Annotated in this window: 23 protein-coding genes and 1 pseudogene; 2 read left to right on the forward strand and 22 right to left on the reverse strand. The window is 44.4% G+C overall.

The annotated features are described in order from the left end of the window. Positions 1-57: 57 nt before the first annotated feature. The 22 genes and pseudogenes from KSZ58_RS18840 to KSZ58_RS18940 form a co-directional block, all read right to left on the reverse strand. Positions 58-675 carry a hypothetical protein gene (locus KSZ58_RS18840; RefSeq protein WP_254884735.1) on the reverse strand — a complete coding sequence of 206 codons (618 nt, stop codon included), beginning with the start codon at positions 673-675 and terminating at the stop codon, positions 58-60. A 256-nt stretch (positions 676-931) separates the two neighbouring features. After that, positions 932-2,005, reverse strand: coding sequence for a hypothetical protein (locus tag KSZ58_RS18845; RefSeq protein ID WP_009270906.1), 1,074 nt, complete (start codon positions 2,003-2,005; stop codon positions 932-934). A 480-nt stretch (positions 2,006-2,485) separates the two neighbouring features. Further along, positions 2,486-3,316, reverse strand: a complete 831-nt coding sequence (locus tag KSZ58_RS18850; RefSeq protein WP_008818893.1) for a hypothetical protein — start codon at positions 3,314-3,316, stop codon at positions 2,486-2,488. Positions 3,317-3,365: 49 nt separating this feature from the next. Then, positions 3,366-3,980, reverse strand: coding sequence for a CpXC domain-containing protein (locus tag KSZ58_RS18855; RefSeq protein WP_009588567.1), 615 nt, complete (start codon positions 3,978-3,980; stop codon positions 3,366-3,368). Between the two features lie 181 nt (positions 3,981-4,161). After that, entirely contained in the window at positions 4,162-5,955 is a 1,794-nt protein-coding gene (locus KSZ58_RS18860) for an aminopeptidase P family protein (protein WP_008818891.1), read from the reverse strand. Positions 5,956-6,067: 112 nt separating this feature from the next. Continuing rightward, complete coding sequence (locus KSZ58_RS18865) at positions 6,068-6,499, reverse strand: hypothetical protein (RefSeq protein ID WP_008818890.1); 432 nt, start codon at positions 6,497-6,499, stop codon at positions 6,068-6,070. Positions 6,500-6,548: 49 nt separating this feature from the next. Then, positions 6,549-7,373, reverse strand: coding sequence for a signal peptidase I (locus KSZ58_RS18870; RefSeq protein ID WP_008818889.1), 825 nt, complete (start codon positions 7,371-7,373; stop codon positions 6,549-6,551). Between the two features lie 101 nt (positions 7,374-7,474). Next, a complete protein-coding gene (locus KSZ58_RS18875; protein WP_008818888.1) occupies positions 7,475-8,005 on the reverse strand; it encodes a hypothetical protein in 531 nt (176 codons plus the stop codon). A gap of 135 nt (positions 8,006-8,140) precedes the next feature. After that, on the reverse strand, positions 8,141-8,932 hold the full coding sequence (locus tag KSZ58_RS18880) for a LysR substrate-binding domain-containing protein (RefSeq protein ID WP_009270907.1): 792 nt from the start codon (positions 8,930-8,932) through the stop codon (positions 8,141-8,143). A gap of 3 nt (positions 8,933-8,935) precedes the next feature. Beyond that, positions 8,936-9,058 (reverse strand): LysR family transcriptional regulator, encoded by a 123-nt coding sequence (locus tag KSZ58_RS22930; RefSeq protein WP_009270908.1) that lies wholly within the window; start codon positions 9,056-9,058, stop codon positions 8,936-8,938. A 96-nt stretch (positions 9,059-9,154) separates the two neighbouring features. Further along, positions 9,155-9,595 (reverse strand): PaaI family thioesterase, encoded by a 441-nt coding sequence (locus KSZ58_RS18885; RefSeq protein ID WP_008818885.1) that lies wholly within the window; start codon positions 9,593-9,595, stop codon positions 9,155-9,157. A 69-nt stretch (positions 9,596-9,664) separates the two neighbouring features. Then, positions 9,665-10,312 (reverse strand): hypothetical protein, encoded by a 648-nt coding sequence (locus tag KSZ58_RS18890; protein ID WP_009270909.1) that lies wholly within the window; start codon positions 10,310-10,312, stop codon positions 9,665-9,667. A gap of 252 nt (positions 10,313-10,564) precedes the next feature. Further along, positions 10,565-11,719 carry a hypothetical protein gene (locus tag KSZ58_RS18895; protein ID WP_008818883.1) on the reverse strand — a complete coding sequence of 385 codons (1,155 nt, stop codon included), beginning with the start codon at positions 11,717-11,719 and terminating at the stop codon, positions 10,565-10,567. Between the two features lie 198 nt (positions 11,720-11,917). Further along, positions 11,918-12,406, reverse strand: coding sequence for a hypothetical protein (locus tag KSZ58_RS18900; RefSeq protein WP_008818882.1), 489 nt, complete (start codon positions 12,404-12,406; stop codon positions 11,918-11,920). Positions 12,407-12,412: 6 nt separating this feature from the next. Continuing rightward, positions 12,413-13,285, reverse strand: a complete 873-nt coding sequence (locus tag KSZ58_RS18905; RefSeq protein WP_009270910.1) for a YitT family protein — start codon at positions 13,283-13,285, stop codon at positions 12,413-12,415. Continuing rightward, the gene (alr, locus tag KSZ58_RS18910; protein ID WP_009588609.1) at positions 13,282-14,427 is read right to left on the reverse strand and encodes an alanine racemase; all 1,146 of its coding nucleotides are present in this window, start codon (positions 14,425-14,427) and stop codon (positions 13,282-13,284) included. Before alr ends, KSZ58_RS18905 begins: the two co-directional genes overlap by 4 nt. 2 nt (positions 14,428-14,429) lie before the next feature. Next, entirely contained in the window at positions 14,430-15,320 is an 891-nt protein-coding gene (gene dat / locus KSZ58_RS18915) for a D-amino-acid transaminase (RefSeq protein ID WP_009270912.1), read from the reverse strand. Positions 15,321-15,336: 16 nt separating this feature from the next. Continuing rightward, positions 15,337-15,762 carry a PTS sugar transporter subunit IIA gene (locus KSZ58_RS18920; RefSeq protein ID WP_002609408.1) on the reverse strand — a complete coding sequence of 142 codons (426 nt, stop codon included), beginning with the start codon at positions 15,760-15,762 and terminating at the stop codon, positions 15,337-15,339. Positions 15,763-15,777: 15 nt separating this feature from the next. Then, positions 15,778-16,254: a PTS sugar transporter subunit IIB gene (locus tag KSZ58_RS18925; RefSeq protein WP_100933685.1), complete on the reverse strand. Its 477-nt coding sequence runs from the start codon at positions 16,252-16,254 to the stop codon at positions 15,778-15,780. 4 nt (positions 16,255-16,258) lie between these two features. After that, positions 16,259-16,912, reverse strand: coding sequence for a bifunctional 4-hydroxy-2-oxoglutarate aldolase/2-dehydro-3-deoxy-phosphogluconate aldolase (locus tag KSZ58_RS18930; RefSeq protein WP_009270914.1), 654 nt, complete (start codon positions 16,910-16,912; stop codon positions 16,259-16,261). 23 nt (positions 16,913-16,935) lie between these two features. Then, positions 16,936-17,784 (reverse strand): annotated as a pseudogene (locus tag KSZ58_RS18935) (PTS system mannose/fructose/sorbose family transporter subunit IID). 3 nt (positions 17,785-17,787) lie between these two features. After that, entirely contained in the window at positions 17,788-18,555 is a 768-nt protein-coding gene (locus KSZ58_RS18940) for a PTS sugar transporter subunit IIC (protein ID WP_002609399.1), read from the reverse strand. Between the two features lie 397 nt (positions 18,556-18,952). Between KSZ58_RS18940 and KSZ58_RS22935 the strand changes: the two genes are divergently transcribed. Both KSZ58_RS22935 and KSZ58_RS22940 read left to right on the forward strand, forming a co-directional pair. Next, entirely contained in the window at positions 18,953-20,311 is a 1,359-nt protein-coding gene (locus tag KSZ58_RS22935; RefSeq protein ID WP_224727310.1) for a hypothetical protein, read from the forward strand. Further along, positions 20,308-21,285 carry a PRD domain-containing protein gene (locus KSZ58_RS22940; protein WP_224727311.1) on the forward strand — a complete coding sequence of 326 codons (978 nt, stop codon included), beginning with the start codon at positions 20,308-20,310 and terminating at the stop codon, positions 21,283-21,285. The genes KSZ58_RS22935 and KSZ58_RS22940 overlap by 4 nt, the downstream gene beginning before the upstream one ends. Positions 21,286-21,367 lie beyond the last annotated feature (82 nt).

Here is a 21,367-nt window from a genome sequence, read left to right on the forward strand (position 1 = left end):
GAATGTTTTTTCACTGATTCTCTTGATTTTAACTTTAGGGGTCTTAATTTTTAGCCTTTATTTTTTCTCTCCCCCAAAGTTGACCCCCAAATTTCTGGCGAAAACCCCTAAAAAATTTGGATAGCCTTTATATGTGACTTTATCACACACAGATTCGTTTTTCATTTTACTGAAAACAAGCACTTTAATTAAATCTGAAAATAAATGTCCTAATACAGGCAGCATCATTATCAAACGATTAGCTGTCTTATAATCAATATATTCATCATTTACATAATAATTCCTTACTGATTCAATTAAAACTGCTATTTCAGAATAAAATACAAAATCAGTAACCTTGTTAAGAATATTAATTATTTTGATGGTTAAAACATCAATTAATTCACTATCATAATACTCTATTGCATCATATAAATTTGATATCACTTTTCTCAAAGCCTCATCTATAACAGGAAACTCACCAAATTTCAAATCCAGCTTATCCAACAATTCAATATAAACATCCTCGGATCTGCTCAGTCCGCCAGCCTCTATACTCTTTAATGTATTTATACTGCAAATACCATCACAAAATTTCTTCAGAGTAAAACTATTTTGTGTATTCATCCGCCGTTCTTCTCTGTAAATGCCAATCAGTTTACCGATAACTGATAATCTATCTCTACTAACATTCATATATATCCCTGCCTTTAACTTCACTCTCTAGTAATGCTACTCATATATTATAGAGGTAATTTCCAATATTTGGAAGTTAAAATCACATAAATGTCACATTCTTACTTCTTTACTATAGCTTTTCACAGATTATCGTCAAAAAGATAGTAAATCGATGATCATTAAAGGTTAGCTAATGCCTCTTATCGCTTCTGTAATGTATGCAGAAAAAGAGCTGTGATGAAACAGCCCTTTAAAATATTGTGGGTATAGCTTTTTAGGATAGTTGTAGAGATTGCAAAATCGCAGGTCGAATATCATCTTCAACATCCAGCATATTCATAGCATCGACCGCACTGACGTTGATACTTTGCATCAGTTTTTTTACATGGAGTAGTGTTGCTTCCACTTTGCCTTCCGCTTTTCCCTGTAATAAGCCTTTTTTCAGTCCTTGCTCCAAACCCTTTTCAATCCCTCTTTGTTCAATGAAATCGCTAAAGTTGCACATATCCATAACCTCCTGATCTATCTCCTTCTCCATTAGTATACCATACGTCTTCTGTAATTGTTCCTTTTTATCCTCTATAACGAGATTTTTTATAAACAAAATCTTTAACAGCTCCAGCAGTCTCTGCTTGTTCTCATCCTGCTGCTCTACCGCATTCGGAATATCTTGCGCTTTTCGTATGCCTTCCTTCTTCGGATACACCATGACTGCTGTGAGCAAATCATAGTCCTCCTTTGCGGCATGCCATATCTTTGTTTCACATGTTTCCTGTATCCTATAGGTGTTAATGACATCATTCTTTTGATTGTTATGTCCGATACAGATCCAGATGGAACAGACCTTTTTGATCCTGTCATAATCCGAATGCTGAAATCCGTTCTTTGGATGCTTCTGCTTTGCCATCAATCTACTGCAATAATACAAAGCACGCTTGATCAGAGGATAACCTGGATCATCCTTTGCCTGGCTTTCCAGATTGATGATCATGCGAACTTTCTTATCCGCAGGTGTGCTCTTATCGGCTTCCTTCTGCTTCATGGGGATTGTCGCCTCGAACTGAATATCGTATTTGATCTGTGCCCCCGGTATAGCTTCATCCGTGACCTCAACCTGATGATCATCGATATATTCACAGTCTGCTGTGTTTATGGAAGACATTTCGATATAGGACGGTATGTCCTCCAATGGAGTATCTGCGTATTCCGGAACACAGCCCTTCATCACATAGGCGAGAATCTGCTTGTTTGATAATAGCTTTTTACAGTACATGTCATATTTCTTTTTATGATCATAGCAGCTAATCATAGATGCTGCTTCTGTTTTCATTTTTGTTGTCATAATCATATCCTTTCTTTCTCCTATTGCTATCTGTACTTCAAGGATATGATCTGGTGGTGCTCTTGTTCTGCTGTTGTTTTTATTAGCAAATAGAAGTATCTGCTGTTTCGTATCATACGCAGGAACGGATGCAACAAAAACAAGGCAGTCATTACCGCCGACAAGCGGTGTTCAGCTGCTGTAAGCTACTTAATAATTGTAAAGAAGGAATGAAAGCATAAGAAAAAACGCTTCTAGCAAGCGGTTGAGCTACCGAAAGGCCGGGGCTTTTGCGGATGAATACCATGTGAATGCAATGTATTATTTATATAGTTTCTCATAGACCGACCTCTCCTTTTTTTGTATTTACAGTGTAGCATAAATCCTGTCGGAAATACAGAAAATTCTATAAAATCTCTACGTCATAAAAGAAGTGAAAAGCTAGTTTTCTGCCTCTCTGTAAAAAAAGCACCCACCTGGATGCCAATATACGTTCGCAGTCTTGTTTTAACCATTCGCTTCATTTTTTACCAGAAAGATATGCAAATACTCCATCGGCTGTACAACCTTGGAAATGATACGGTATATATAACCGGCTTCCTCCAGACTGCCTTCCAGGGGAAGCCCCTGTGTTACAACTGCATTCATGCTTCTGTATGTCAATATATCATATAGAAAGCTGTTCTTTTCCTTCAGTAGCGAAATCATCTGCTTTGCCTGTTCAAAATCCTCCTCCTTCATAAGATAAAGAAATCGAATAAAACAGCAAAACGCATCATTCCTTCGATATTTATCAAGCAGCTCTCTGCAGGACTCCAGCTCCTCAAAATACAACGCAATGCTCATGAGATAGTGCCGCACCTGAAACAGATCCTCGGGATTCAGATTTAAAATCTCCTGAAACTGTCTTTGCGCCTTCCTCATATATCCGGCCTCGTACAAAGATGCCGCATAAGCGAACTTGATATGAAACAACGGCTTTGCTTCATCAAATTCAAAAAAATCAGATGCATCCCGCAGAAAAAAATCCTTTCCCAGATTCATAGTTGCCAGCTCCATGCCCTCTTTCAGCATACCGAGCTTTCTGTACATATTCTGTTCATTGATTCCCAGCACTAGGTAAGCCTCGATACAGTCTGTGCAAATCCCCAGCGCTTCTCTTGCAATCGTCTGTTTCTTTTGCGAGCTGCGGCAGTGATTGGCTTCCTCCAGCTTTTTCAGTGCGTCGCGATACGTATTCTGATTTGTATCCTTTACCGGATGTGTTTCATCCAGAAAGGCATCCAGTGTCATCTGGAAGGTAATGCCGATATCTGTTGTATCTGAAATATGATTCATATAGAGTCCCTCATCATTTCCCTTATTATATGCCAGTTCCCTATATTACTCAATGACTTTCGTTCGACTGTTTCAGATAATCTACTGCCCAGTAACTGTCAATTTCCTCAAACTGATTCTTTTGCGGCGGCAATTTCGAACAGATTGCATCATAGGATGTCTTCCATATTCCAATCACATCCTCTTCTTCATCATGCTGTACATGAAACCAGATCGTATCTGTCTCCTGATCCTGATAGACAACATTCTTCGGCAGCCTTCCCTTTTTCTTCTCCCGCAGAATGATTTTTAATTTCAGAAGCTCCATCGCCCGATCATCCAGCTTATCCTCCAGCATTCTGATTTTCTCTGCGACCTGCGACGGATCGCAAAGGTAGCGGCGGATACAATTTTTTTCAGACTGAAAAATAGAAAAGTCCTTATCTGTCAAATCACTTTTTGGCTTAACCAGCAACACAAAGCGATGCTTTTTATCAACATATATCATCGTATGGAGAAAGGTATTGATTTTTCCACAGCTTGGGCAGGCTTTTTTAAAGAATACCCCCTCCAGCAGCTCCTTCCGAAACTGCGGCTCCATCTCCGGCATGATCAAGGTTTCACTCTTTTTATGTGTTTTGTAAAAGCAGCGGGGACAGGTAAGCTCCACCAATATAGATTTCATAATATCACCATATGTAACATTATACCTGTAAGCGGGCATATTGCAATAACAAAACACAGGAAGGATGATTGTTCCATTCTATAATAGCGCCAGCAATACGATATCAGTGCTCCTGTTCCGCTACCACATCCAAAAAGCTTCCTGACATCAAAAAGACAGAGCGACCGCCCTGTCCTGTTTATTAAATTTCTCTGGTTGCGTATTTCAGCCATTCCTTTTCCGCTTCATTCAGATAAGGAGAAACCTTGTCATACACCTCTTTGTGATATGCATTCAGCCACGCAATATCATAGCGCGTCATCAGATCAACATCTAGCCCGTCCAGATCAAATGGTACGAATGTGATCGTTTCAAAATACATGAACTGTCCATATTCGTTTTTCTCACCTCTGCGTACCACCAGCTCATTTTCATGCCGGATACCATGGGAGCCTTCCACATAAACACCGGGCTCATTGGACTGGGTCATCCCCTCCTCCAGAACACAGCTGTCATTTCTTTCCGGTACCACTTTCCAGCGGAAGCCGTTTGGCCCCTCGTGTACATTCATCAGATGACCAACACCGTGCCCTGTTCCGCATTTATAATCAATTCCCATTTCCCATAACGGACCTCTTGCGAGAATATCCAGATTCATACCGCGGCAGCCTTCAAGAAATTTTGCCCTGCTCAGCTGAATCATGCCACGCAGTGCACATGTATAGTGTGTACGGATTTCATCGGAGATCGGTCCGAGGACAAAGGTTCTGGTGATATCTGTTGTGCCCTCCAGATACTGTCCTCCACTGTCAACCAGCAGCATCCCCTCCGGCTTCAGCTCGACATTGGTTTCCTCACTGGCACTGTAATGCATCATTGCGGCATGCTCCTTGTATGCGGAAATTGTAGAAAAGCTCAACCCCAGATTGTGTTCCTGTTTTCGACGCAGACTTTCCAGATAATCACTGGCACTGATTTCCGTAATTGTTTCCTTGCCGATGTTATTCTTTAGCCAGTACATGAATTTCGTCATGGCAACAGCATCCTTGATATGCGCCTTGCGATTATTCTCCAGCTCGATTTCATTTTTTCTTGCCTTCATCAGCTGAGAAGGATTCGGACAGTCTATGATGCGAATCTCCTTCTTCAGATTCTGTGTGATTGCATAGTTTACAACACCTGTATTCAGCATAACGCACGCATCTGCCGGAATGGTTTTCACAAACGCATAAATATCATCATATGCATGTACCGCTACAGCATTTTCCCTGAAGTTCGCAAGCATCTGCTCATCCAGCTTATTCTCATCAATAAAGATATGATTTTCATTGTGGGTGATTACCAGATAACACAGCATGACAGGGAAACAGCTGATATCCCAGCCGCGCATATTCATCATCCATGCGATATCATCCAGAGAGGTTACGATGTGATGTGTTGCGTTTTGTTCCTGCATTACTGTACGGATATCCGCCAGCTTATCCTTTGTGCTTTTTCCACTGTATGCCTCTTCCAGAAAGAAGCCTTTTTTCGTAGGCAGCGGCGGACGGTCCTTCCAGATCATACCGACAAGGTCTTCCTGTGCGGAAATAGTAACATCCTTGTCCTTCAGCTCCTCCATAATGTCATGTACAAGTCTGGTGTTCATGACACGTCCGTCAAAGCCAAACACACCGTTTTCCCTCATATGCTCACGGATATATGCAGGAATCTCAGGCACGCCTTCCTCTCCCTGCTTCATCAAATCAATCGTGCTGTCCTTCAGCTGATTTGCCGCCTGAATGAAATACCTTCCATCTGTCCATAGGGCAGCACAGTCCCTGCATACGATCAGTGTTCCTGCCGAACCGGTAAAGCCGGACATAAAGCTTCTCGCCTTAAAATGCTCTCCGACATATTCCGTTTCATGAAAATCGGATGTTGGAATCATGTATACGTCCATATTTCTTTCATTCATCAATGTTCTTAATTGTTTCAGTTTCTCTATTACCGTCATAAGTTCCTCCTTCAATCATCACTAGTAACCATTGTACTCCAAAAGAAGGAAATTGAATATAGATTTCACCTGAAAAATTATGGTTTGTTTCTCTGTTATCGTATGGTACGCATTAAAAGTTTGCCTGTTCCAGCTGTGCAGTGAGCTGGATCATGATTTCCCTGTCATTCAGCCTGTCAGCATCTCCCTGCATGATGATAACGATGGGATGTGCCCCCTTCAGCTGCATGCCGGTGTCGTATATTTTCGTATCCAGTGTGTCACTGACATCCTGTTTGGTTTGTGTATCATATGCCGTTACCTTCATATCCAGATATGTATTTTCAAGATTGGCAGTATCACCCTCCACATGAACACAGGTTGTGCCCTTGTAGGTCAGAATGCTGTTTAGCTTCTGCTTCATTTCCATATGCAAGGCATCGGTTGTGACCCGTATCCCCTCTTTCAGCGCGATACTGTTCTCCCATAAGCGAAACATTGAAAACGTAATCAACAGCACAGACAGCGCAGTCGCGATTCTTATATATACCATATCTCTTTTCATAGCCATATCCTCCCAAAAAAAACCAGTCATTTAGAGTATGACCGGTTTCTTATTTTTTATAGCTCAGGATATGAATTTTGTAGTATCTAGCATCCTTTACATCATAAATAGTATAGTTGAATTGCTGATGAGTTCCTGCAGGAATGCTGTCCTTTCCGGTTAAGAACCATTTATCAGTTTTTATCAGGTTCCTTTGTTCATCATACAGCTGAATTTCCGCTTTTACAAAACGCACTGCAAATTTGGTATCATTATGCAGCTCCCCATTCAAAACGCAATGTCCCTCCAACTCCTCAAATTCCACTGCATCCACATAGAGTGTTTTCTGTTTTTTCAGTACCTGCTCTTTCTCTGCCCATCTTGTGCGTATGGTCTTATTGAACAGCCAGATTACGGCAAGCTCTGCATATAACAAAATACCGAATTTGCTTTTCAGAAAGAGAAAGATTTTACCGATAAAGGGGATATGAAACACATAGGTTCCAACAATATCCTTGCGCAGTGTCTTATACATGTCCAGGTTATCCTTACCCTCTGCATTGGTGCGGTATATGGTATTTCCCTGGAAATCTTTTTCTGTTTTATTAAAATGATGTGTTAATAGAATATCGTCACCAAAGCGGTCTGCTTTAAAGGTAATGATATCACCTTTTTTCAAATGCAGTGGTTCTTCAGGATCAAGTACCTTCGTACACACAAGCGAGAAGGTGGGAATACGGGGCTCCATACTGTCCGTTAGTACAGCATATAGGCGATAGCCTGTAATCTGTGCTGTTTCCTCCGGATATTTTGCCATAAGAAAAGTATAGGCTGCCAGTAATAACACAACAACCACAAACACAATATTTGCAATGCGCTTGATTACGTTTCTCATATGCGATCCTACTTTCCTCATCTTCTATATTTTATAAGATTTTTGGAGGGGTGAAAAGATTTTTTTAAAAAAGCCGTCGAATGACGGCTGATTCTAATATTCTAAGCTGCGCTGTTATCAGGAGTTAATTCCGCAACAACTAAGATGTAAGCAGTTGTTGCAGTACCAGCTGTATTTTCAGTATCATTTGTAGTAGTTGCAGTAATTGTCGGTGTTATCTTGCCATTGGTGGCCTCAGAAAGCTTTTTCTCCGAATCTGTAACTGTGGTAGTAACCGATGATAAGTATCCCGTAGAAGTAGACGGATCTGAAACTTTAGCTGCATCATTAGCATGTGCAACTGTATCAAAAGCATATGCCGAAACCTTGATATTATAAGCAGTTGGATCAACACTATCTGGTATGTTCTTTACTTCTATTGTAGGTGTTGATGTGAACTTTGGATCTTCTCCTATTACTGCATTTGTTTCAGTAAAATTCGCTGCAGTAACTGTTGTCGTAACTCCTGCACGGAAATTCAACACCTCTGATGTTGCAGTACCTTTTGTCTGATCCCATGCAGCGAATGTTCCTGCGGATGTAGCGATAACAGCACCTGCTGTTAATAACGATAATAGTGTACTCTTTTTCATATAATTGTTCTCCTTTTCAATGGTTTTAAGAATAGGTAATATTTTTTGTTACCTTTTACACTATTATTGTAATCCTTTTGGGAAACTTTGTATAATACCAATAACCCGCAAGCCGGTTATGCATTTTAGGTATAGCTACATATCTGCATAGGTTTCATGAATAATATTAAGAAACACCTTTCCTGCTTCGCTCAGCACTTCGCGCTTTCTTCGGATGATAACAAAATACTTTTGAATATCACAGTTTCTGATGCGCATGCTGTGGATATGTGAATGCTTTAATTCCTCAATCTGCCATTTATTCCCCAGCATAAAGGCATCCGTATGATTCAGCATGTTGATAATCGCATGGTAGTTGCTCATTGTGATCGTTTTCTTAAAGCTGCTCAGCTGCACACCATCCATTGTCAACGACATATTCAGATTCGAGAAAAAATCATATGGCAGATGAATCAGTGTGAAATCCAGAAAATCCCTTGCCTCCTTCTCCTCCACCAGCTCATCCAGATTCTTCTCGTTGATATGAACGTACAGCGGTCCTTTTCCAAGAATATTCAATTCAATTTCCTTGGCATCCGCCATCTTACGATAAATACTCAATTGATAATCATTTAGAATCGTGATTCCGATTTCCGACTTCATTTCACTGACATTGGCCAACACCTGCTCCGCCGTTGTTTCTACCATATGAATCTCTGTAGTTGCTGATTTCATATGCTTGTAAAATTGTAAAATCAAATCATCCCGTAGGAATACAGAATCCACGGATACCGTCAGCTTGCTATACAGCTTTACCTCACTGACATCCTTTAAACGCTCCAGCACCTGAAACTGCGAGAGGATTGACTGTGCATAATAGTACATCAGTCTACCGGTCGGTGTCAGCGTAACTCCGTTATTGCTGCGGATAATCAGCTCTTTCCCCATTTCTTACTCTAATGACTGTATACTTCTGCTCAGACTTGGCTGGCTGACAAACAGCTTCTCCGAAGCCTTGTTGATGCTTCCACTGTCGACCACTTCAACGAAGTAGCGTAATTGTTGGTTTTTCATCTCTCATTCTCCCTAATTGTGGACATTTATGCTCATTATTATGATAACATAAAAGACAGATTTCTACGTATGCAGATTCTGCCTTTTTCTGTAAAATTATTGTTTTGTATTCATAATATAGGAACCATTCGCTGTTGCGACCACCTTGCCGCTTTTCTTTGAGCGTGCAATAGCTCTGGTCTGTGACATTCTGCTTCCTGCATGATCACAAATTCCTTCCACCAGCAGCGTATCGCCACTGCTCACACCGCCAACATAGTTAACAGCCATTTGTATCGTTGGTGTAAACACTGCATTCCCGCTCACATACGATATACATCCCATCGTAATATCCAGTGCTGTCGCAATGATGCCTCCATGCAGATTTTCCGCCGGATTCATTTGCCAGTCTTTCACCGGAAAAGCCAGAACCACACTTTTTGTATGAAAATCCGCGGTTACCAGCTCCATATCCATCATGGAATTTATCGTACCTTCATCGCGTACTCTCTGCTTTACAAAATACTGAATACGTTCATGGAACTGTTTTTTATCCATATATATCACATCCTTACCTGCCTATTATACTCCTTACAGGAAAGAATTCACACAGTTTGCACAATGAAATCATTTCTGCTTCCAGTTCAATATCCGGATTTTGTAATCATAAACACCATATACTTCATAAGCTGTATAGGAAAATTCTCTTGTTTCTTCCGGCTGTAAAAAATCTCTGCCGCAAAGATACCATTTCATTGTCTTTATCACATTACGGAAATCATCATACAATTCAATTTCCGCTTTAATATACCGTACAGGAACAGGTGTTTTATTGATTACTCTGCCGGTTAATACAGCAAATCTGCTGCTGCAATCAAATTCCATATCTTTTAAAAGGATTCCCTGTTCTTCCTGCGTTTCCACAATTGGTGCTTCTTCCACCTTTGGTTTTTCTATTTCCTCAGGTTCAGGCATTTCCTCCTGCTCATCCGTCTGCCTGCTCTTGTTGATATCATATTTTCTGTTGAAGTCCGGATATTCCTGTTGTTCTGCTTCTACCCGCTGTGGTGCTTTCACACCGTGCAGCAGCTCCTGCACCTCTTTTCGGACTTCCTCCAGCAGTTCCTTATCTACACCGGCATCCGCAGTGTAAACATCATTTGCTGTTACCTGTTCTTCATGAGGTTCCTTCTCTGCAATTTCATCATTTTCCATCATTACTTCGTCTGGATCGCTGAATGGATCTTCTGTTTCCTCCGGATTTTCTTCTACCACAGGACATTGTCCTTCTTGCAGTGTTTCCTGTATACTGGTTACTATCGGTTCCAGAATACCGATTGCCTGAATATGCAGTTGATTGGCATTTGGTATTTTCTTTTCGAATTTTGTCGCACCGGAGTTATACAGTCCCTCTATATCCTTTTGCGTATCCTTCGGATACCGTACAACCTGTGGAACGACATGATGCGGTGTATCGATTACCGGATGCTCATTTAGTTGGTACTGCTCTTTTTTTTCTTTGACAGCTTACGCAGGACTTGCCGTAGCGGTATCCTGATCCGATTCCTCTTCGTTTGTATTGATTGCAATCAGTATATCCTGTAGCTCAGCCTGTGTAAATGTAGCTCCCCCCTCTCGCAGATCAATCGTTTGTTCTGGCTTTGATTTTCCAGAGGATGTATGCTGAACCAGAGACTCCTGCGTAATCTCTGATTTCTGTACATGCTTCCCCTGTGCATCCGGGTGCTCCTGGATTTCCTGCTGGATTTTCGTTGGGCCTGCCGGCTTCTGATGCTTCTGCTTGTACACAATCGGCAGCAGCTCCTCATCATCAGCCGCTTTCCTTTGTTCCACCGGTGCTGTTTTCAGTGCATGGCGCTTGCGTAAGCGCTGCTTTCCGGTCTGTTTCGGAATCTGCTGTTTTGAAGCCGTGCCTGCTTCTTGTAAAATACTGTCGGTAGCTGCCTGCTGTTTGGCTTTCGCAGTCTTATCTTCTGTTCCCTTTGCCTGTCTTGAAATATCTTCCTTTGGAGTCTTTAGCAGCGGCTTCTCTGCATCTGGCTTCACTTCCTGCCCGCGCGTATCCTCTTTCTTTTCATCCACGAAGCGTTGATCAGGATCCAAAGCATTCTTTTTCGCAGATACCTCTATACCCGCTTTTCCTTTTCGCTCCCGCAGCACACCCTTTATCAACAGCAGCATGGTGCTCAGTATACAAACGCCCAGCACCACGGCATACGTGATTTTTCCATAGCTGCTTTGCAGAAATTCATACACCCTGCCCATATACTTCATATGAAAGAGATAGGAGCCTACCAGATCCTCATGTCTGGTTTCATAGGTATCATAATAGCTGCTGTCAGGGGCCTGCGTAATGTAAAAGGTTTCCTGATTTCGAACTTCACTTTTCACAAACATATGCGTTAAGATAACCAATTCCCCAAACCGCTCTGCCCGAAAGCTGATCAGCGTGTTATTTTTTGGTTCCTCGTTATCTTTGAAGGTCTTTACAAAGATGAGAGAATCCTGTTCGATCGCTTTTTCCTTGTTTTTACCGGTAACCTGTATCATCCGGATATGCAGAAGATGCTCGCTCTGTTTTGGAACATAAATCAGAATCGTTACCAACAGTAAAAGTATTAGAAAAAAGCCTTCCAGAATCCATGACAGTTTTTGCTTCATATCGTATCCACTCCTGCTTGCACTGCTGTATTGTCTACCGTTATTCTATCATAGATTCCAGCTTATAAAACGCCCAGAAAGTCCTTATTTATAAGGTTTTTACAATTTCTTTCCGCAAATCTCAGCGTAAACATAACTTTGTGTTTTTATCTTAAGATTTACAAAAAAAAGCCTCCGACAAGCAGTCGCAAGGCAGCCTTAAGCAGCATTGTGCTCAGACTCAAAAATATCTTCATCCAGAAATACCATACGCGGTTCATGGCAGCTTTGCAATACATCCGGAATCCCCATTAAATCCACACCGCAGAAATGGGATGCAGCATGCAGTGCGGCGTTTCCTGTGAGGGGTACATACAGATAGGCTATACCGCAGCAGTAAGCGGATGCTATAAAGCCTCCCAGCTCTTTTAGTTGCTGATTCCCTATAATCAGCAGGCTGCTTTCCTTTTGACATCCGCTTTGATACAGGAATCGGACGATTGCCTCCAGATTATCAAAGGTCTTGATATGTGCTGTACCGGGAACAGTATAGCATGCAGCTTCAGGAAATTGCGCTGTGATGTCCTTTTTTATTTCCGCCGGTACATCGGATTCACAAAGAATCAAAAGCTTATCCGCTTTGATATAGGCGTTAAGTTGTTTTACGATTCCCCGGCAGTGATATACCTGCTGTTTTTCTGTTTGCATCCTGCTTCACCTGTTCTTTCTCTTTTCATTGATCAGCTTTGGGAAATAACCGCTGATACGCACATGATCGAAGAAGATCACAAAGGCCTGTTCATCACAGCCCTGCACCTGTTTTTTTAAATGACCGTATTGTCCTCTCGTAATTGCCACCATCATGACCTCCTTCCTGCGTCCGCTGTAGCCGCCTGTTCCATCCCAGACAGTAACACCACGCCCCACATCCAGGATCAGCTGCTGCTTCAGTTCATGATTTTCCGTGATAATCAAAGCAGCCGATTCTGCATTATCCTCGTGAATGCGATCCAGCACGAAGGACAGGATACAGCTGTGTACGATGGAATATAAGGCTACCTGACTGTCGTAAATGAGAAAACAGAGTAGATAAATCACCGTATTGACCAGCAGATAGATACTGCCGACACTTCCTTTTCCTGTTTTTGTCAGATACAGTCCGATGATGTCAATACCTCCGCCGCTCCCGCGCCCCTTGAAGAACAGCCGTGTACCATATGCACATAGAAAGGAGCCAAGCAGGACAGAGATAAAGACATCCTCAACCAGAGACGCTTTGGGCACCGGAATCAAAGACAAAAACAAAGATTCAAACAGTATGACGATTGCCGTATGCACGGCAAATGTTTTCGCCAGCACCCTGGCAGCGAGAATGATCATGAAGATATTCAGGATCAGATTTATAATCCCGGCGATATCAAAGGAAAGTCGATAGGGCAGGATATGGAGCAGCAGGTCCCTGAGCAGCTGGGCGATTCCTAAAAACCCGGCACTGTAGATATGCAGCGGAACCAGAAACACATTCATCGAGAAGGAAAACAGCAAAGCTCCGCTGATACAGTACAGCCAGTCCTGTGCTGTCTTCATACGATATAGCGCTGTACGCGATCACTCATTCCCACCGCGATTTCTCCTGCCGTCCCCTGTATGATTTGGCCAAGCAGATAGCTGCTGACTGCCCCGGTTCCATCATCACCACTCAAAAGCGCATATTCCCCGACCTGCACTGCTTCTATATCGGTCACATCCACCATAAACATATCCATGCATACCTTTCCAATCAAAGGTGCCGGCCTGCCATGTATGGAAACATAGCTCTGCGGGGACTGTGCGATACAGCGTCGGTAGCCATCCGCAAAGCCTGCCGCCAGCACTGCGATTCTGACAGGCTGTTTTGCGATAAATGCATGACCATAGCCCACCCCTTCTCCCGCTGCAATATCCCGCAGCAGGACGATTCTCGCTTTCCAGACAAGCACCTCCCGCAATGGTATCAAGCGCTGCTCCGAGGCTGAGGCAAGACCAAAGATATAGGCACCGACACGCACCATGTCCATATGCATATCTGGTGCATGTATCGCTGCCTTACTGTTGCATATATGACAGATGCCCGTATCGATTTTTCGTTCCTGCAACGCCCGGATGCAGCTTTGAAAGCGCTGAAACTGCAATTCGGTAAACGCCAGCTCCCTTTGATTGCTGCCGGCACCGTATACCAGATGGGTATACATCCCTGTTATTTCTATATTCGGCAGTGAAAACAGAGGAAGCAGCTGCTCCACGCAGTCTGCTATAGAACTACAGCAGTCGATTCCCATGCGGTGAAAGCCGGTATCCAGCTTCAAATGCACGGCAGCCTTCAGGTTCATGCCTGCACAGCACTCGGAAATATGGGAAAGAAACGTTGCGGAAAAGGCACTAAGTGTGATGTTGTTTTCCGCAGCCAGATGTATTTCCTCATCCGATACATAGCCAAAAACAAGAATCGGCTTTTCTCCTGATACGCTTCGCACACGCAACGCCTCCTGCATGGTGGCTGTCCCATACCAGTCGCATAAATCGTCCATCGCCTGTACACACGGCTCGATTCCATGACCGTACGCATTCCCTTTTACGACTGCCATAAACCTCGTTCCTGCTGTGAGATGCCGCTTCAGCTGCATCACGTTTTCCCGAATTCGCTCTGTATGGATTTCAGCATAGGTTCGGCAGCTGATGTTTTCTTCCATACCTATTCGGCTTTGCCGCACTCCGCAATGATGGCGGCTTCATATGCTTTTTGCAGCTGCTTCAAAATCGGTCCCGGCTTTCCATCCCTAATCGTATGCCCGTCCACCTTTAAAACTGCACTGCATTCCGTATTCGTATCAGCGACAATGACCTCATCTGCGGCATACAGCTCATCCAGTGTAAAATTGCCTTCACGAAATGGTATCTGTTCCTTCTCACACAGTGCCTCCAGTATTTTCTTCGTCGTACTGGGCAGAATATCCTCATTTTCAACATGTGTCAGTATACAGCCGTTCTGAACAATCAGGATTGAGCCGGATTTTTCTTCCGTGACAATACCGTCCTTTACCAGAATCGCCTTCCCTGCCCCTTTTCTCTTTGCCTCAGAGCGCGCCATGCAGTTTGGAATCAGATTCAGTGTTTTTACATGACAGTATTTCCAGCGGATATCCTCCACACTGATCGCAGTTGTTCCCGCCTGGATTTTCTCCACATTGCGGGGAGCATGTACCGCAAAGCCGGACAGCACCGGCCTTTGATCCTCACGCCCGGGATACAGATGGTTTCGGATGCCGTCATCCCCTCTTGTCAGCTGCATATACACATAACCGCTGTGCAGATCATTCTCCTCAACCAGCTGCTGAAAGAAGCCTTCGAATTCCTCCCTTGTATACTGCAGATTGAAATCAATGACATCCGCCCCCTGAAACAGACGGTCGAGATGCCGCTTTAGACCAAACAGCTTCCCATTGTATACACGGACGACCTCATACAGACCGTCTCCGAAGACATAGCCGCGGTCCTGCAGAGAAATGTGGATATCCTGCTCTTTGACCATAGCTCCCTTCCATAAATATCGTTCCCCGATTCCTTTTTTTTCTATTCCATTCATCCTTATATCCTTCTTTCTATTCCTTGCATGCCGAATAGCTTATTTTCCCGCTCAGCATCCCGTATGTTTCTTTGAACACCTCATCCATGTGCTCCTTCAGCTCATCAAAATTCATGAATTTACGGGAGGTCACAGCTTCCAGAAAAATCGGAAGGTTGATACCGTAAAAGCATTCCAGCTTTTTCTCTTTATACAGTCTGCCGATTGCCTTTGCTGTGACATTGCAGGGGGAGCCTCCCAGTAAATCTGTCAAAACGATCACACCGTCCCCTTCATCCGCCTGTTCGATTGCCTTGTATACCTTCTGTTCAAACTGTTCAATGCTGTCTCCGTGAAACAGTCCCAGATGTGCAACATTCCCGATATTTCCGACAATCAGCTTTCCGCTGCTGACAAAGGCTTCTGCCAGGGGTCCATGTGTGGCGAGTACCAGTCCTATCATACGACGTGTCCTCCCCTAGGCTGCGTCTTTGATTTCGATTCGCTTATCATCCGGTACGACTCGAATATAGACGTCCATGCCCTTGCTCTGCATAGCCTTGATGCTATTCATTTCTTCCTCATTCACCGCAATGTTGCGATACAGCTTTCGTCTGTCTGCCCGGGCACCGATTCCTCCGATTCCCACTCCCTGTATCGGAACACCCGCATCATGCAGATCCGCGAAAACCATCGGTGTTTTCGCAAGCAGGAAGATTCGTTCATCCTCACTGCCTGCTTCCTTGAGATAGGAGATGGCACTGCTTACGGAAAGCACCTCCAGCTCCAGACTGCTCGGCATTGCGGATTTCATGATCATTTTCATAAAGGAATCCTTTGCGGCCTTATCATCCACAATAATCACCTTGCTTGCTTTGGTATGCAAGACCCAGGCCGTCATGACCTGCCCGTGTACCAGCCGGTCATCAACGCGTGCATATACAATATTTTTCATACAATTATTCCTCTTCCTTCTGCAGACAGGCGATAAATGCCTCTGCGCGGTGCTGCAATTCCTCAAAGCGGCCTTCCTGAATCACACGCTTATCCATCAAGCGTCCGCTGATACCATAGCCGGTGCAGCCGACAGCCGCAAATTCTGCGATATTTTCCTCGGTGATTCCCGCAGTCGCAATGAATTTCACATGGGAAATAGGTCCCATCAGATCCTTAATGTAAGAGGCTGTCATTCTGGCAGCCGGAAACAGCTTAACATAATCCGCCCCGTATTCATGTGCATCCAGTACCTCGCTGGGGCTCAGTGCTCCCGGAATGGACAGCATGCCCAGCTCCTTTGTTTTACGAATGACCGCTTCATTGACATTCGGTGAAATGATATAGGCAGCCTTTGCCTGATAGGCAAGCTCCACCTGTGCAGGATTGACAACCGTCCCTGCCCCGATCGCCATACGGCCTCGAAAATGCTCCTCCAGCATGGTGATTGCATCCAGTGTTTCCTTATAATCCCTGCTTTTCTGATCAAAGGTGACCTCCGCCAGACGGATGCCGCCCTTATACAGTGCTTCCATCGTCTTGAGGAGGGTGTCACCATAGACACCCCTGCAAATCACGATAAGCTTATGCTCCTCCAGCATGGCTCGAATTGTATCCATATAAACTCCTTTCTTCGTTCATTTTAGAAGAATCCAATCAGCACACCGACAATAGCGATGGCAATCAGAATCAGTATGATCTTAGATGTTGAAAGCTTTTTCTGCAGCAGGAAGTAAGAGAGAAAGACAAAGCCAACCGGCAGTAAGCCCTTGAATATCGCATCGAAGATGGTTTCCTGCAGGACCATGTCCGAGCTTCCCAGATGCAGCACCGTGGAAGAAGTGACCGTTACCGTCGTGGCCTCAAGCCCTCCCAGGGTAATGGCTCCAACTGCCATAGCCAGCGTCATAAAGCGCTCCAGCTTTCCGCTCGCAAACAGACCGTTGACAGCTTCCTTTCCCTTTTTATAGGAGGTCTGGAACATCCAGTAGCAGGGCACCATGACATAGAGAACGGTAACGATCATATAGAAGATCGGACCGAAGAAGTTGCCGTCCATTCCCATACCAATCGCAATGGAGGCAACGATAGGGATTGCCGTTCCCTGGCGCAGAGCATCAAATACACCTGCCAGCGGTCCCATCAGTCCGGTTTTGATTGCACTGATGTCCTCGCCTTCAATCGGCAGCCCGTTCGCACGCTCCTCCTCAAGGGAGCATACCAGCCCCATGATGATGGAGCCGCCTTAATACCCGGCTGTATTAAAGAATTCCATGTGCCGCTGACATGCATTCACAAATTCTTCCTTATCATCGCCATACAGCCGCTTCAGCACCGGTCCCAGACAGCCCAGCACACCGGGCGTCTGCAGACGCTCGTAGCTCAGCGTTGCTTCTCCAAGCAGATGCCAGAGAAGAAAGCATTTATTTAAATCGGTCTTTGTCAGCTTTTTCTCAGTCTGTACGTTGGTATCTGTTATCTGACGTTCCATACTCTACACCTCTTCCTTTGCTCGGTTGAATTTGAGATCAGCATACAGGGATGCAATAATGAAGGCTACAACTGCGATGACAATCATTGGCACATTGCCGTAGATAGAAAGCACGAAGCCCAGCATAAACAGCTGAATAATATTCGGACGGTTGGACAGCAGCCGCAGGATGATCGCAATACCCATCGCCGGCAGTATCTGTCCGATTACGGTAAGAATCTGCATCGGCGTTCCCTTTAAGGCGTCCAGCACCTGTGTAGCGACATCTGTTCCGAAATACAGGATTCCGAAGACCGGTACCGCAGAGATACAGAAGGTTGCAATCTGTGCAAGTACAAATTGTACAAAGTAAATCTTTTTCATATCCCCCTGTGCGGCGGCACTGTCCACCATGTGTACGAATACGGAGTTGATGGTGCTTCGCAGATTCCATACGATGGTCCCGACAAGACCAAAGGATACGGCAATCGTAACTGCGACCTCCGGAGTGGCTCCGGTTGCTATAGCCAGAGATGTTCCGACAACCCCTGCAATGCCGGGATCGCTTGGAATTGCACCTCCGACATTCAGAAACCCAAGAACTACGGTATTGATCGTCGCACCGATGATCAGACCATTTTGCGGATCCCCCAGAATCAGACCGACGATGGTGCCGGATACGAGCGGCTGGCGAATGGATACGTGTACGATTCCTGTAAGCCAGGGTGGTGAGCACAGCGTCATATAATACAAAATTCCGATAAGCGCTGCCTGTAAAAAGTTAATTTCCATGTTTTTTCTCCTCTCATGTTGTTTGAAAACCTAGTAGCTACTGACTGTTTACACACATACTATAATCGCTCAAAAACCTCCCGTCAAATAACGCAAAAGCACAGTTTTTTTTACATTCGTGTCACTTAAAAGATAGAAAAAGACGGTGATATTTTCCAATATATGCAAATTATTCCGATATCCGCGTATGTGTGCTTTCATTACCCGCACAAACTATATCCGTGCTATAATAAGTGTGCAAGCAGACGGCATGCGTGCATTCTGCAGCCCGGAAATTCAGCACCAAAAAGTGGTGGAAGTGTGAAAGAAAATCAAATTTGTAAAAAGACAAGTAGCTTGAAACGTCTTTCATGCAATGCCTGTGTCCGCGTGCAAAACGCGGGGAGTGGAGGAAACTATGAAAAAAGCACCTCGAATGAAGGATATTCAAAACCTGATTGCCAGCTATACGGCAAACGGCATTACAGCACACACCTATGATTTCAGCAGCTGTAATGCGCATGACATCGCATTGATTCTGAAAATTGATCGAACCAATGTATCCCGTGTTCTCAATCAGCTGCATCGTGAAAACCGGCTCATCAAGCTGCAGGGACGCCCTACCCTGTATCTCGACGCCGGTGTCATTCACTCATTTTCTACAGAGCCGGTTCCGTATACACTGCCGGTGGGAAGAGATATTCAGGAATACCTGCATCAGGATAAGCCTGTGCGCGTGCGGGAGCACAGCAGCAGGCAAACGCTCACCTACACCGGTATTCATGCGAACGAATCTCTGCATTCCCTGTATCAGGAGCTGTTGGCGATTCTCATGTATCCCCAAGCCCTTCAAAGCTTGGCGCTTTGTGCCCCCTATGGAGAAGGCAAGCATCATTTTCTGAAATTTTTTATAGAAAAGGCGAAGGAGCTGCAGCTGCTTGGCAGGCATACACAAATACTGGAGCATGTGCTAAGCGATGCGGCAGATGAGCAGAATCAGATTTATAACATGCATCCGGAGACCCCCGCCTTCCTCATTCTGGATGTACAATGCAGTGATATGCACATTGTACAGCAGGTGGCAAAAAAGCTGCAGAAGCAGCATGCCGCCTTACACAGCAGCTGGAAAGTATGTTACCTGTTTCATGATGCAAATGCGGATATCGCACAGCTGCAGCGGTTTATAGACTATCCGATGGTGTTTCCCAGCTATGAGATGCGTACGCTGAAGGAACGTCTGGAAATCATCTTCGCTGAAATACAGCGGCAGTCCGATATCCTGAATCAAACCATCTGTCTGCATAAAAATGTAATCACCTGTATGGCACTTGCAGACAAAGCATATACCACACACATTTCCCTGCAGGAGCTGCGCCGTTCCATCATACGGGCACATTACAGCTTTATTCAGCGCAAGGCCAATGTCATCGATATCACCTTCGAGCATCTGTCCGATGGTATGCTGAACAGCATTCGGGATGTATCCTCCCGCTTTGCACAGCTGCACAGTATCCTCGATCTGTTTGACGGTGATGTGCTTTATTTCATACCGCAGACCTCCTGCCGCTTCTTTACCGCACTGCATCATGCCGTCCTGAATGAACAGCATCTGATTGACAGCAACGATGATGAGCAGATCGTTTCCATCTGTAATTCCATGCTGAAAAAGACAGAGAAAATAGAGATCAATACGATTCGCTCCATCTTTGTGAAAGAGCTTTACGATCTGATGGACCGCTGCTGGCATCCACCCCGCTCAAGCAGAAGGAGACGATGATCTTCGTTTTATTTGAATATCTGCAAAATCTCATAACGGAATTAAAGAATAACACCTATACCCGCAGCTTTACACCGTCACACGGTCTTGGGACAAAGCGCACGGATGCTGTTACGGAGGATATCGCACAGATCATTCAATCCAAGATGGAGGTTGTGCTGCCGCAGGATGAGCGCATTCTGATCAGTACCTACCTGCAGCTGGCCATTCAAAAGCTGGAGGCCAAAACTCCGATACTGTTTGTATGCCACGGGGAGGATATCGCCGCAAATTATGAAAAATACATACGCTCAGCCAATCTTTATGAAAACTGTCATTCGCTCGATTATTCCGAAGCCTGGCGAAGAAAGGAATTTCACCTCTTCCTCGATCACGTATGCGACAGGATTCAGCAGATCGATAATCATGAGACCCTGCTGCTGTTTAGTGATATCGCTCCGTTAACAGAGATTGGCGAACAGATCAGCAGCCGTCTGCATATCGATGTACACAGCTATGCCCCTATCTCGCTTCCGCTCATTCTCAATACCATATCCGCAATGAAGCACGGGCATGCACAGGAATACAGCCAGCCGCAGACACCAAGCTTTCCTGCTTCCTCTCTCAGTGAGAATTCCCGAACACTGATTGACCGTATTTCCCGTCAGATACTCCAGCAGTCCCTGGTCTTTCTGGATGCGAACAAGGCTTCTTCCTCTTTGATGGTTGTCCTGTTAAATATTTTGAAAAAGCTGAAGCTCGGTTATAGTGATGAAATTACCATCCGTTTTATCATACACGGTGCATTCGTCATCGAGCGTGCCATCCGCAGCGATCCCCTGCCAAACAAAAAAACACGGGAGATTATCAATTCCCATGCCGATGTGTACAATACGATCAGTCTTGAGCTGAATGAATTGAACAATATTTTCAACATCAGTATATCCAAAGCTGAAATTGCCACGATTACACAGATCTTTCTGGAATATATGTAATCAATAAAATCAGGTGCACCCTTTCATTCCCCGCTTCCGGCTTATACTTTCCTATTTCATATCACAAAAAAAACGGACCGCT

Source organism: Erysipelatoclostridium sp. DFI.2.3, assembly GCF_019132535.1.
Taxonomy (GTDB): Bacteria; Bacillota_I; Bacilli_A; order Erysipelotrichales; family Erysipelotrichaceae; genus Clostridium_AQ; species Clostridium_AQ innocuum.